This is a genomic window from Gordonia sp. 852002-50816_SCH5313054-c (genome assembly GCF_001665925.1).
Taxonomy (GTDB): Bacteria; Actinomycetota; Actinomycetes; order Mycobacteriales; family Mycobacteriaceae; genus Gordonia; species Gordonia jacobaea.
Genome location: NZ_LZTE01000020.1, coordinates 1 through 12881 on the forward strand (window position 1 = coordinate 1; position 12881 = coordinate 12881).

Consider the following 12881-nt stretch of genomic DNA (forward strand, 5'->3'; position numbering starts at 1 on the left):
TGAGGCGTTGGTCGATCAACACACCCGAGGCGGCGGGCACGGTGCCGGTCAGTCGGGATTGGCCGGGAGTCCACCGATCGGGGCGGACCTGGACGTTGCGGTCGGCGTCGATGCGGGCACGACGGCGCTTGACGGCGTCGGCATCGACCTGGGCGACAACAGAATCGACGAGCGCAGCAAAACGGGTCGTCGACAAATGATCGCGTGCCGAGAGTGCTGCGGTGAGGCGGGCGTCGACCTCGTCGATGGTGTCCGGTCCGCACAGGCTGGTGCGGGCGACAGCGATGTGGAACCGCTGCAGATCGATGCGCCCGCAGGCCAGGAGTGAGGAGGTGTAGGGGAGTCGGTAGCGCAGGGCGTGGGCGTCGATGATCAACTCGCGTGCCCGACCCGGCGGTAGCGACAAGACTGCGCCGACGTCGGCGATGGTGCGTTCCACACCATTGGGGCCGTACTGTGCGCGAGGGTCGTCACCGGTCTGTCCTCGAGCAGCGAACTCGCGCACCGCTTCCGGTGAGTCTGCTCGGCCGTCGGTGAGTTCGCCGATCTCGACGCCGTAGTCTTCTTCGTGTTCCTCGTGGATGAGACTGATCGCCGTCAACAGGCGGAACTGTGCAGAAGCAATGGTCGATGCGCAGTGCGCGATCACCTCGACCAGATCGGTCTTCGACAGAGATTCGTCCTCGGCGACGCGCGCGAGCACCGGCGGCTGCGACGCGGGCACGCCTGTGGCGTCGGCCGCGCCGGCCGGGTCGGAGAAGGTTTCCAAGGACATACATCGAACATACAGACGAGGTCTGACAATTTTCGTTCCGTGCTCAGCGGGCTGTGGAAATCATCTGCCGGAGCAGCCGCGCAACGGATTCCGAAGCCGGTCGGACACCGCCGACAGCGCGACTGCGTATTCCGAAGAAGGTGTCGAACAACATCCCGGACAGGAACGCTATGAGGTCGGCGGCGTCCTCACGCGGCGTCGACGATCCCAACACCTCGAGTAGCGCGGTGGCTCGATCTAGCGAGAACAAGCACGAGCTGAGTTCTGTTCGCAGCGAGTCATTTTCACGAACCTCGGGCAGCAGCGCGAACACCGCGATCGCGTCGGGGCGTCGAACGCCAGTAAACGCCGCCAGCTGTTCGGCGATGAACACCGCTGCGGCGTCGACCGATATCTCACCGATCGGCTCGGCGTTGTTCATGGCGTCACGCGAGTGCGCACGGATTCGTTCGATGGTTGCGGAGATCAACGCGTCGCGCGTCCGGAAGTAATACGACGTCGAACCCTTCGGCAGTCCGGCGGCGCGGTCGACGGCGCCGTGTGTCAGCGCGCGTGCGCCACCGTCGGCGAGCAGTGTGATCGCACAGTCGCAGATGAGTGGGCGGCGGTCGCCGGGTCGGGGCATCGACATCTCCGTTCGGTTACTCTACAAATATAGAGTAATCGAGACGAGGTGACTAGATGCGACGTCGCGTGCGACAGAAGGCCGCGGAATCAATGCGTGAGGCGTTCTTCGCTGTAGTGGTTGGATCGAACCTGAAACTCGATGTCGCACAACGTGAAACGATGACATCCATGGCGCTCAATGTAGGTAATGGTTTCTACCTCTGGGGAGATCCGGGGCGAGGCAAGACCGCGTTGTCGTCCCTGTACTTCAACGCAATCCCCACCGCATCAAAGCGTCGCTTCCACTTCTACGAGGTCTTCGCTGCGATCGACCACCTCATCGCATCCACAAGAGGGACTGTCGACGACGCGCTCGACGAGTTGCTAGCTGGCTCGACGGCGGTCATGTTCGACGAGTTTCACGTCCACGACGTCGCCGACGCCATCTACCTCACCGCAACTCTTCGACGCATCGTCCGCGACGGGACACTATTCATTGCGACGTCGAACTATCCGCCGCAACAGCTGCTTCCAAACCCCTTGATGCACTACCGGTTTCAACAGGCGATTGACCTCATTGAGAGAGAGTTCTCGGTTATTTGGATTGGCGAGGGTGACGACTACCGAAGGTGCGCCGCCGCGCCACGACACGGCTTTTCCTCCGGAACCTGGTCACCGACGGAGTCTGAGCAGATCGCCGGGATGTTGCCCGAACGAATCGATATGAACGGCCAGTCGGTCGAGGTTCTACACAACGCCATAGCGGCGGCAGTCACGTTCGCCGAGCTCTGCGAGCGGCCGCTGGGGACGCGGGAGTACCTCGCGCTGACCGAGCGTTTCCGCGAGATCACTCTCCGTGACGTACCCGATCTTGCCCACGCTGATCGAGAACCGCTGCGACGCTTGGGAAGTCTGGTCGACATCTGTTGTGACCGGGACGTCGTACTGCACATTGTGTCTTGGGGAACTCCACGCGACATCCTCCGCGCGCAGCCGTCGCCGCCCGACGCGGCCCGCACATTCAGCCGATTGTCGATGCTGCGGCCCACAGTCAACTCGACTCATCTCGACGTGGAGACGTGATCGGCCGACGCTCTGTTCGCGGCGCGTGCGGCGTCGAGAAGCATTGTGCCGTTGGCGAGATGCGCAACAAGCGTGCCCGCGAAGACGTCGCCTGCGCCTGTGGTATCCACGACGTCGACCTGCGGAACGTCGAGGATGTCCAGCGATCCGCTCCCGGCGACCACCACGTCGTCGCCGCCTCGCGTGATGATCACGGATCCGCTGATGGTCAACAACTTTCGTGCCAGCTCAGAGGGCTCGGCATCGTTTGGCAAATCGGCGTAGTACGCCGCCTCGATCTGGTTGACGATCAGCGGGTCGGCCTCGGCGAGTATCGACGGGTCGACCGGTGCCGTCGGGCTGGGATTGAGGACGAATCGAATCTCGTTGTCGTGGCACCACTTCGCGGTTGCAGCGGGGTGACCTCGGTGGGTGATTCCAACTGCGTGATCACGACGGCGGGGCGCAGCGCGTCGAGTGCCGCGCCGACATCGTCGGGGGTCAGTTGGCTGTTGGCGCCGGTGATCACGATGATGCTGTTGTCGCCATCGTCGTCGACTTCGATGACCGCATGGCCGCTGGTGCCCGATACCCGACGCACGTACGTGACGTCGACGCCCGCGTCGACGAGATCAGACACCATCCGGTCTCCGGCGGAGTCGGTGCCCGTCGCCCCCACCAACGCGGTTGACGCGACCGCGGCGGCGGCTCGTGCCTGATTGGCTCCCTTGCCGCCGGGACGCTCGGTCAACGACCGACCGAGGACCGTCTCGCCGACGGCGGGTCTGCGGGCGAGTATGACCACCAGGTCGAGATTCAACGTTCCGACGACCGCCACCACTCCTGAACCTGTTGCCTCCATACCCCGAGTATGCCGTTCGGCCGGTCGCGTAGATTGCTGTTCGATCACCGCGATAGAGGAGAGCTGATGGCCGCATCACGATGGAAACGAGTGCAGACACTGGCGCGCATCCTCGGCGGACATCAGGTTGCACCAGACATACAGACGCCTCACGTCACCCTCTTCGACGATCCGCAGCGCACGCTGCGTCGCTACGGCACCGCCGAGCAGGTTGACTCCGCCCGCGCGTCGGGAAGGCCACCGATCCTGCTGGTCCCGCCGCTTGCGGTGCCCGCTCGCTGCTACGACCTCGGGCCGGGGCAGTCGGCCGTCGAGCATCTCCTCGCCGCGGGACGCATCCCGTACGTCGTCGACTTCGGCGACGTCGGGCAGGCACACCGGCAGGTCGGCTTCGAGACCTACTTCGACGACATCGTCCCGCAGGCGATCGACCGCGTGCTCACCGACTACTCCGCCGCCGAGGTCGACGTCGCCGCGTGGAGCCTGGGCGGGACCGTGTCGCTCCTGATGATCGCGGCGCACCCGGACCTGCCGGTGCGCTCGATCACCGCGATCGGTACACCGCTCGACTACGACGCCGTGACGCCATACCCGCTCGTCAAACGGGTCATGCAGCCGGTCGGCGGGGTGCCGATCACGGGCGCGCTCAAGGTGATGGGTGGCATTCCCGCGCCACTGGTGCGCATCGCCTACCGCGCGCTGGCCGCCGACCGTGAACTCAAGAAGCCGCTCTACATCCTGCGCAACGCCGACGACCACGAGGCACTCGCCCGCATGCAGGTCATCGACCGATTCCAAAACGCCATGCCGGGCTACGCGGGCAAGGTGTCGCTCCAGATGTGGGAGAACTTCGTCTATCGCGACGAATTGGCCTCGGGTGTAGTCGATTTCGACGGTCGTATCGTCGATCTCACGACGATACGCAAGCCCATCCAACTCTTCGGCAGCCACCGCGACGCCATCGCGAGCTGGGAAGCTGCGCATCACGGCGTCGAACTTCTCAGCGGCTCAAGCGACGTGCACTTCCAGACCGTCGAGACCAGTCATCTCGGCCTGATCGCAGGCGACGCCGCTGCGGAACAGACGTGGCCGCGCGTCGAGGAGTTCCTCGACGATCTCGACACGCGAGAAGTGCTGCAGCACAAGTGACGTCAGCTCTCGGCTGATGCTGTCCGCCGAGCTGCCAACCACGCGTGCACCATCGGGACGGCGCTTGCTCCCTCGCCACTCGATGCGGCGACCCGCTTCATCGACTGTGCCCTGATGTCGCCCGCGGCGAAAACCCCTGCGACACTTGTGACGAGGTTCGGTGGCGGGAGTTCGCCGGGCCACTGATCCTTCGGAACGTCGCGTCCGGTCAGTACGAAGCCGCGATCGTCGAGCGCAATACTGGCGGGCAGCCAGTCGCAATGCGGTTCGGCACCGATCAGCAAGAACAGTCCGCCTGCGCTCACCCGCTCGCTAACGCGAGTGACGGTGTCGCACAACTCGAGCCATTCGAGTTGACCATCGCCACCGCCGTCGATGACCTCGGTGGTACCACGCACGGTGATCCGCGGGTGATAGGCGATCTCGCCGATCAAATACTGCGACATCGTCTCGGTGAGGTCTGCTCGTCGAACCAGAATCGTCACCGAGCGCGCGAAGCGGGCGAGATGAATCGCGGCCTGGCCCGCTGAGTTGCCACCGCCGACGACGAACACGTCCCGTCCGTCCATCTCGCGTGCCGCGGACATCCCCGCACCGTAGTTCACACCAGACCCGACAAGCGATTCCAGCGATTCGACGCCGAGTCGTCGATACGCGACACCGCTCGCGATGAGCACACTTCGCGCCAACACGTCGCCACCCTCGGTGCAGAGGCGATGCGGAGCGTCATCGACGCCGAGTCGCAGTTCGTCGACCGGCCATCCGGAGTAGAAGCGCGCACCGAAACGTGTTGCCTGCGTGCGGGCTCGTTGCGCGAGACGCATGCCGGAAATGCCGCGCGGGAAGCCGAGGTAGTTACGGATCATCGAACTCGTACCCGCTTGTCCCCCAACGACATCGGATTCCAGAACCACCGTCGACAAGCCTTCCGAAGCGCCGTACACGGCGGCAGCCAGTCCCGCAGGTCCCGCGCCGACGACCGCCAGGTCGACGATCTCGTCCTCGTCCACATCCGACGGCCGCCCGTAGATGAGCGCCGACACGTCGCGGGCTGTGCCCGGAGCGATCACACGGTTACGCAACTTCGGGGCCATGGAGTGGACGAGCGGAAACGGAACGGGCGCGCCACCCGAGTCGTACAGCGCGATGGCTGCCTGCCCCTCGACGCTGTCGCTGGAGTACACCCGATTGGGCATCCCCATGCGGTCGAGGATGTCCCTGATGCCGAGCGTGAGCGCCGACGACGAGTCGCTGATGACACGAACGGAATCGACGACCGGGGTCGCGACAGTCGCTCCCCAATCCGAGAGCATCTCGGTGATCGCATAGTGGAATTCTTCGTCGCGAGCGCCGCGCGGCATGAGCAAAAATGTGTCGAATTTGCCCTTCGCGAGGGCGGGTCGCAGCAACTCGATGTGGGCGCCGAAGTTCTCCCACGAGATGACGACGACACGCTTGGCCGTCGGCACGATGCTTCGGAAAGTGCTCAGCGCCTCGAACACCGACATGTCGGGCAACTCGGACTCGACGACGATCTGCGCCACCGGAACCCCCTCGCCCACAAGGCTGCCGAGGAGCACGACCGCTCCGACGGCCGACTCCGCACACTCGATGCGATAGTCACGGAGGTACCGGCCGAACTCGCCGCGAAGTTGCTCTGCGTGGCCGGACGACACGAGCACGATTGCGGGTTGGTCACCCATGGCTCCAGTGTGGCAGGAATCGGCGTCGGTCGAGTGGGCGCTCAGCTCAACGCGCAACCACGCGGCGCAGCCTCAACCATTGCTAGGCTGACCGGCATGCATGTGGATCCCACTGTCGGTGTTGCCAGTGCTGGCTTGATCGGCGGATATGCGACCGCACGGTACACCGGCAAACGTCCACTCGGGGGCGTGGTCCTCGGAATTGCGGGCGCCTGGTGCACGCGCCAGTGGCTGAGCAGGGGGCCGGGACCGGCGGCCGGACTTCTCACGGGCTACCTCGCAGCGTTCGGGCTGTCGCACCCACTCGCGGAGAAGATCGGCGCATGGCCATCGGTCTTCGCGGTGACCGGTGCTTTCGGCGCCGCGACGTACGCGGTCACCTCCCGCACCGCCACCACCTCTCACACGGGAGCCTGAAACATGGCCGCCAAGCCACACGTAGTGATCATCGGAGCCGGGTTCGCCGGAGTACACGCAGCTCGGCGACTCAAGAAGGTGCCGGTCTCGATCACCGTCGTCGATCGCGGCACCAGCCACCTCTTCCAGCCGCTTCTCTACCAGTGCGCAACCGGCGTGCTCTCGGAAGGTGCCATCACCAGCCCGATCAGGCATCTGCTTCGACGTCAGCGCAACGTCAACGTGGTGCTCGGCGAGGCCGACGATATCGACGTCGCGGCAAAGGTTCTCACCGTTCTCGGTGCCGACGGCAGTCCAGCCCAGATCAGCTACGACTACCTCGTCGTCGGGACCGGCATGCGGACCGCGTATCACGGCTGCGACGACGCGATCGAGAACTCGATCGGCATGAAGACGCTCGACGACGCGCTTGCGATTCGACGACAAGTGTTGGGCGCCTTCGAGATTGCCGAGACACTCACCGATCCCGAGGAGCGTCGGAAGTGGCTCACCTTCGCTGTCGCAGGCGCGGGCCCTACCGGCGTCGAAATCGCCGGACAGATACGCGAATTGGCGACGCTCGCACTCGGTCGAGAGTTCGATTCGATAGACCCGACCGAAGCCCGGGTTCTCCTCTTCCACGGAGCTGATCGCATCCTGCCGTCGTTCACCGAGTCGCTGTCCAAGAAGGCCCAGCGCACACTCGACAAGATCGGCGTCGAAACCCATCTCGGTGTCCATGTCGTCGACGTCGGCGAGGACACGGTCACGACCAAGGACAAGAAGACCGACGAGACCACGACATACAAGGCCAGGACGACGTTGTGGACAGCGGGCGTCGAGGCTGTCCCGTTCGCGCGTACTCTCGCCAAGGCACTCGGCGTCGAGGCCGACCGCTCCGGTCGGATTCCGGTGCGCGACGACCTCTCCGTCGAGGGGCACCCCGAGGTGTTCGTCGCGGGCGACACGTCGTCGTTGAACAAACTGCCGGGCGTGGCAGAGGTGGCCATGCAGGGTGGGCGTCACGTCGGTGGCGTGATCGCGGATCTCGTTGCGGGACAATCAGAACGTAAACCTTTCAAGTATCACGACCTCGGAAATGCCGCCTACATCGCGCGACGAAATGCCATCGTGCAGAGTGGTCCGCTGGAAATGTCGGGAACCTTGGGCTGGCTCGCGTGGGGAGTGATCCACGTGGCCTTCCTCGCGGGCGTTCGGAACCGCATGGGCGCGCTGGTGACCTGGTCGGCAACGCTGATCACCGGAACTCGAAGCGAACGAGCGATCACCTACGGCGACCCTCGCAGAGCGCATCAGCCCTACCCCGACGAGTGACATGTACGTCATCGGTATCGTCGCGGCGTGTCTGGCTGCATTGGCATACGGACTTTCGACGGTCCTGCGTGCCAAAGGGGCACAAGAGGCGGCACAGGGTTCCGGCAACAGCGGATCGGCGAGCGGTGCGCTAGCCGCGTTCACCAATCCGACGTTTCTCCTCGGCACGCTGACCGTGATGCTCGGTTTCATCGGAGGCGCGGTCGCGGCGCGATTCCTGCCGCTGTTCCTCGCGCAGTCGATCGTGGCGGGCAATCTCATCGTGACCGCACTGTTGGGCACGGTGATGCTCCATACCGCGCTGCGCGCAAAAGACTGGGCGGCGATCCTGCTCGTCGTGTTCGCGCTGTGTGTACTCGGCGCATCGGCGTCCAAAGAGGCGTCGACACACGCTGACATGAAATTCCACTGGGCGCTGTTCGTGATCACCACGGCGGTTGCGGCACTCGGCGTCGCGGTCATGCGGGCACTCGGAAGTCGCGGAGCCATCTTCGGAGGCGCGATCGCGGGTCTCATGTACGGCGCGCTGGCAGTCGCGGTGCGTGTGCTCGACGGCGTCTCCCCGTTCGACCCCCTCACGGTGCTGAAGGATCCGGCAGCATGGACCATCGCCATCGCGGGTGCCATGGCGTTCTACATCCAGACCCTTGCGCTGCAGGTCGGACCGGTCAACGCCGTCACCGCAGTGCTCGTCGTCGGAGAGACAGGTCTTCCCGCCATCGTCGGTGTGGTGTTCCTCGGAGACAAGGCCGTCGACGGACTGGAGTGGCTCGCGGTCGTCGGCTTCGTGTGCGCGATCATCGGTGCGTCGCTGGTTGCGTGGTTGACGAGTGAGGAAGGCGAGCAGCCCGCCGCGCAGGGAGTGCACACCTAGACTTGGGCACCATGAGCACCGATGATGTCGCCGAACAGATCCTGCGCACCTTCGACACGATCACTGTCGTCGGGGCAAGCGCCAACCCAGCCAAGCCGTCGAACGGGGTTCCCGCCCTGATGAAGTCGCTTGGCTGGCGCATCATCCCGGTCAATCCCACTGCCGAGACGATAGTCGGAGAGGCCGTCTACCCGACTCTCGCCGACGTTCCGGAGCAGGTGGAGTTCGTCGACGTGTTCCGACCGTCGGCCGACTGCCCGCAGATCGCTCGCGAGGCCGTCGCCGCGGGCGCCAAGGCGCTCTGGTTGCAACTGGGGATCACGTCACCGGAGGCGCGTGCGATCGCCGAGGAAGCCGGACTGCTCTACGTCGAGGATCGGTGCCTCAAGATCGAGCAGCAACGCACCGGGATCACGCCGAAGCGATGAACCACGGTCCGGCGGGACTACCACTGGCGCTGCTGTTCGTGGCGTTCCTGCTGACGTTCGTCATCACCCGCGTCATCACCCGCCTGATCCGTGCCGGCAAGGGGCCGTTCCGCAACAACGTCTCCGGTGGCGTGCACATCCATCACGCCGTACCCGGGATCATCCTGTTGATCATCGGCGCCATCACGTCCGTGGCGGCCGACGGCACGGCGCCCGCCGGCGAGATCGCGGCAGTGCTGATCGGCATCGGGGCGTCGCTGGTGCTCGACGAGTTCGCGATGATCCTGCACATGCAGGACGTGTACTGGTCGCGTGAGGGGCAGCTCTCGGTGCAGGTCGTTGCCCTCACTGTGGCGGCACTCGGGCTACTGCTGCTCGGTCTCAATCCCGTCACCACCGACGACGACGAGTCGGCACGGTTCGGCGCAGGCCACGTGGTGATTCTCGTGGTCCTCGTCGTGCACATCGGTGTGCTGCTCGTCTGCGTGGCCAAGGGCAAGTATTCGACGGCCGTCATCGGGGCGTACCTCCCGCCGGTCGCGTGGATCGGCGCAGTTCGGTTGGCGCGCCCGGGTTCTCGTTGGGCACGCAAGCACTATTCGAAGGCCAAACAGGACCGTGCCACGTATCGCGCGGAGCATTTCGACGCGCAATTCGGTTCCTATGGACTGAAGCTTGCCGACCTCGTCGCGGGTAGGCCTTCGCAGCCCGACCCCGAAGCACCGAGCACTGCCGCCTGAGCAGCTCGCCAATCGATAGCGAGCGATTGAATATGACACACTGAATAGGTGAGTTCGCAGGACACGGCCGATCCGCACGACATGGACACCAACCCGCTACTCCTGGAGCGGCAGGTCTGTTTCGCGTTGGCCGTGGCGAATCGTTCGGTACTGCGCATCTATCGCCGATTGCTCGATCCGCTCGGCCTGACGCATCCGCAGTATCTGGTCATGCTCGCGCTCTGGGAGTCGGAACCGAGAGCGGTCAAAGATATCGGTGCGGTGCTGCAACTCGACTCCGCGACCCTTTCTCCGCTTCTCAAGCGACTCGAACAACAGCAACTCATCGTGCGCAGGCGTCGCGGCGACGACGAACGCAACGTCGACGTCGATCTCACGTCGTCGGGTCGTGCACTGCGTGAGCAGGCGTTGTCGATTCCCGGGGCCGTCGTCGATGCACTGGGCGTCGAGCTGTCTGATCTCGAAGAGTTGCACCGAGCCCTGACGCGCGTCAACACTGCCGCGGTTGCGGCGGCGAAGGCGCCGAGCGCGTAGGGACCCGTTCTAGCTCGGGTAGATAATGGACTGATGGGTCTACCGATCATCGACCTCTCGACGGCCGCCTCCGATCCCGCGGGGTTCGAATCCGCGCTCCTCGACGCGACGCACCGAGTCGGCTTCTTCTACCTCGTCGGACACGGCGTCCCGCAACAGCAGATCGACGAGATCCTGGCGCTGGCCAGGCGTTTCTTCGCGCTTCCCGCTGATGCCAAGGACGAGATCAGCCAGCTCGAGAGTCCGCATTTCCGTGGCTACTCACGCCTCGGTGGCGAACTGACCAACTCGGAAGTCGACTGGCGCGAGCAGATCGATATCGGGCCCGAGCGCGACGTGATCGAGAACGCGCAGGGGTATTGGAATCTGCAGGGGCCGAACCAGTGGCCGTCCGCCCTTCCGGAGCTGCGTCCGGCGTTCGAGAAGTGGGACGCAGCGCTGTCGGGGGTCGGGCTCGAGCTGTTGCGTCACTGGGCGCACGCACTCACCGGCGATGCGACCGTCTTCGACGACGCCTTCGCGACGGCACCGGCCACTCTGATCAAGGTGGTGCGTTATCCGGGCACCACGCAGACATCGCAAGGCGTTGGCGCACACAAGGATTCAGGTGTGCTCACGCTGCTGCTCGTCGAACCGGATTCGACCGGCCTACAGGTGGAGGCGGGTGCCGACGAGTGGATCGACGCACCGCCGCTCAAGGGTGCGTTCATCGTGAACATCGGAGAACTGCTCGAGGTCGCGACGGGCGGCTTCCTGCGGGCGACGCGGCATCGGGTACTCGCTCCGGCGCCGGGAACCGACCGGATCTCGATTCCCTACTTCCTCAACCCGGCGCTCGACGCCCGGGTCCCGACGCTCGCCCTACCGCCCGACCTCGCGCAACTCTCGCGCGGCGTCGAAGAGGATCCGGCCAACCCGCTCTACTCGACGTACGGGGAGAACGCGTGGAAGTCGAGGACACGCGCGCATCCCGACGTCGCGGCGCGGCACCACGGCTAAGGTCGGACTATGTCCGTGTCGGGTGAGATGTCGGTGCAGGGAGTCCAGTTATGAGCGCGGTCGCGTGGATAGTCATCATCGTGACCATTGCGGTCGCGTTGATCATTCTGGCAGGAGCGGCGTGGTTCGCCGTCGATTCCGACAAGCGGGTTCGACGCTTCGCGCGCTCCAACGACCTCATCCCCGGCCAGCCGAGCCGCGCCCCTGACGACTGGACGACGTCGACGTCACGGGAGGCGCGGATGCACCGTCGAATCCGCTATGCCATCGCCGACGTCCACCAGAACCCGTGGATCGCCAACGACGCCGGCCTGGTGGCCGAGCGCGATCGTCTGGACGCGGCAGTTTTCGACTTGGACGACAAGCTCATTCACGTCTCGACCCTCCCCGAGGAGGAGCGGGACTCGGAACTCGAAGCGATCGACGCCGCCATCGTCGAACTCGAAGAACTACCGAAGAAGCTGTGGGAGACGCCCGCGGAGCAGCAGCGCAGCGATATCGACGCCGCGATCAGCACGATCGGGCGGGCCTGACACTAGGCGGTCAGCTCGATCAGCTTGCGGACGGTCCGTAGGTTGCGCCCTGTGCCCTGCACGCCGAGTCCTCGTGCGATCACGGGTGCCGTCAGCTTCGAGGTGCCTGCGCCCTCCGCGTAGCGGATGTGGAGGTCGGAGCCGATGACCTGGGAGAGATCGTTGCCGAAGACCTTGTCCGAAAACGCTTTCAGTCGATCCTCCGGTGGCGTATCCACCAAAAAGTAGACGTACGAGAACTTCTCGTCGACGACGTCGAACGGGTGGGTGTCGAGAGCGGTCACGAGTTCGTCGCGCGAACGGCTGATCACTTCGCGGAAGAATCCGTAGCGCTGCTCGATTGCCGCCTCGAGTGCTCTGTCGAAATGGTTCGGCGCCGCCGGTGGCGTGCAGATCAGGTTGCCGGAAGCGATGTACGTCGAGATGTCGGTTGCTCCGAGATCGCCTGCGATGCTGCGCAATTCCTTCATCGGAACCTTCGCACCACCGACGTTGATCGCTCTGATCAGTACTGCTCGACGTGGCATGTTTACAGTGTCTCACCGACTTTGGCGCTCTGTTAGCGTCGTTGGTCCTGACCCGAGCTTTCAGATCACGAGGGGCCGCTCGGGTGGCTCTGGTGAGGGAGGAGTCGGGCCTGGATCAGGAATCGGTTCTGGCGCGGGGACCGGGATCGGCGGCTCTGGCGGGGGTTCCGGAATCGGCTCAGGAGCCGGCGTCGGCGTGGGCGGTGGAACTGGTACTGGCTGGTTCATGTGCAATGCACTTTCCGCGGACCCGCGGGAGATGGACCCACTGGATCCGACGGTACGCGCATCACCGCGGTTGTTGGGTTGGTCGGCGGGCTGTCTCTTATACACATCTGACGCTGCCGACGATCGCATA

14 protein-coding genes and 1 pseudogene are annotated in these 12881 nt (G+C 64.7%); 10 read left to right on the forward strand and 5 right to left on the reverse strand.

The annotated features are described in order from the left end of the window. Together A5788_RS01645 and A5788_RS01650 are read right to left on the reverse strand one after the other, a co-directional pair. On the reverse strand, window positions 1-775 hold a 775-nt coding region (locus A5788_RS01645; RefSeq protein ID WP_156525425.1), incomplete at its 3' end, for a DUF222 domain-containing protein. A gap of 43 nt (window positions 776-818) precedes the next feature. Further along, window positions 819-1400, reverse strand: a complete 582-nt coding sequence (locus tag A5788_RS01650; RefSeq protein ID WP_064864043.1) for a TetR/AcrR family transcriptional regulator — start codon at window positions 1398-1400, stop codon at window positions 819-821. A gap of 170 nt (window positions 1401-1570) precedes the next feature. On the opposite strand from A5788_RS01650, the gene zapE reads away from it, so the two are divergent. Beyond that, window positions 1571-2464 carry a cell division protein ZapE gene (zapE, locus tag A5788_RS01655; RefSeq protein WP_197494431.1) on the forward strand — a complete coding sequence of 298 codons (894 nt, stop codon included), beginning with the start codon at window positions 1571-1573 and terminating at the stop codon, window positions 2462-2464. Here zapE and A5788_RS01660 read toward each other — a convergent pair. Further along, window positions 2443-3305 (reverse strand): annotated as a pseudogene (locus tag A5788_RS01660) (ribokinase). The gene zapE and the pseudogene A5788_RS01660 overlap by 22 nt on opposite strands. Window positions 3306-3371: 66 nt before the next feature. Between A5788_RS01660 and A5788_RS01665 the strand changes: the two are divergent. After that, entirely contained in the window at window positions 3372-4454 is a 1083-nt protein-coding gene (locus A5788_RS01665) for an alpha/beta hydrolase (RefSeq protein ID WP_064864029.1), read from the forward strand. Window positions 4455-4456: 2 nt separating this feature from the next. On the opposite strand, the gene A5788_RS01670 is transcribed toward A5788_RS01665, so the two are convergent. After that, a complete protein-coding gene (locus tag A5788_RS01670; protein ID WP_064864031.1) occupies window positions 4457-6157 on the reverse strand; it encodes an FAD-dependent oxidoreductase in 1701 nt (566 codons plus the stop codon). A gap of 96 nt (window positions 6158-6253) precedes the next feature. On the opposite strand from A5788_RS01670, the gene A5788_RS01675 reads away from it, so the two are divergent. The 8 genes from A5788_RS01675 (at window position 6254) to A5788_RS01710 (ending at window position 11996) form a co-directional block, all read left to right on the forward strand. Continuing rightward, window positions 6254-6574: a hypothetical protein gene (locus A5788_RS01675; RefSeq protein WP_064864033.1), complete on the forward strand. Its 321-nt coding sequence runs from the start codon at window positions 6254-6256 to the stop codon at window positions 6572-6574. A 3-nt stretch (window positions 6575-6577) separates the two neighbouring features. Continuing rightward, the gene (locus tag A5788_RS01680; protein ID WP_064864035.1) at window positions 6578-7888 is read left to right on the forward strand and encodes an NAD(P)/FAD-dependent oxidoreductase; all 1311 of its coding nucleotides are present in this window, start codon (window positions 6578-6580) and stop codon (window positions 7886-7888) included. A gap of 1 nt (window position 7889) precedes the next feature. Continuing rightward, entirely contained in the window at window positions 7890-8762 is an 873-nt protein-coding gene (locus tag A5788_RS01685; protein WP_064864037.1) for a hypothetical protein, read from the forward strand. 11 nt (window positions 8763-8773) lie between these two features. After that, complete coding sequence (locus tag A5788_RS01690; RefSeq protein WP_064864045.1) at window positions 8774-9190, forward strand: CoA-binding protein; 417 nt, start codon at window positions 8774-8776, stop codon at window positions 9188-9190. Further along, a complete protein-coding gene (locus A5788_RS01695; protein WP_049699365.1) occupies window positions 9187-9930 on the forward strand; it encodes a hypothetical protein in 744 nt (247 codons plus the stop codon). The genes A5788_RS01690 and A5788_RS01695 overlap by 4 nt, the downstream gene beginning before the upstream one ends. Before the next feature lie 81 nt (window positions 9931-10011). Next, window positions 10012-10464 carry a MarR family winged helix-turn-helix transcriptional regulator gene (locus A5788_RS01700; protein ID WP_064864047.1) on the forward strand — a complete coding sequence of 151 codons (453 nt, stop codon included), beginning with the start codon at window positions 10012-10014 and terminating at the stop codon, window positions 10462-10464. Window positions 10465-10497: 33 nt separating this feature from the next. Next, window positions 10498-11463 (forward strand): isopenicillin N synthase family dioxygenase, encoded by a 966-nt coding sequence (locus tag A5788_RS01705; protein WP_064864039.1) that lies wholly within the window; start codon window positions 10498-10500, stop codon window positions 11461-11463. A 50-nt stretch (window positions 11464-11513) separates the two neighbouring features. Beyond that, complete coding sequence (locus A5788_RS01710; protein ID WP_064868162.1) at window positions 11514-11996, forward strand: hypothetical protein; 483 nt, start codon at window positions 11514-11516, stop codon at window positions 11994-11996. Window positions 11997-11998: 2 nt separating this feature from the next. Here A5788_RS01710 and A5788_RS01715 read toward each other — a convergent pair whose 3' ends face one another. Continuing rightward, complete coding sequence (locus tag A5788_RS01715) at window positions 11999-12523, reverse strand: DUF1697 domain-containing protein (protein ID WP_049699368.1); 525 nt, start codon at window positions 12521-12523, stop codon at window positions 11999-12001. Window positions 12524-12881: the final 358 nt, after the last annotated feature.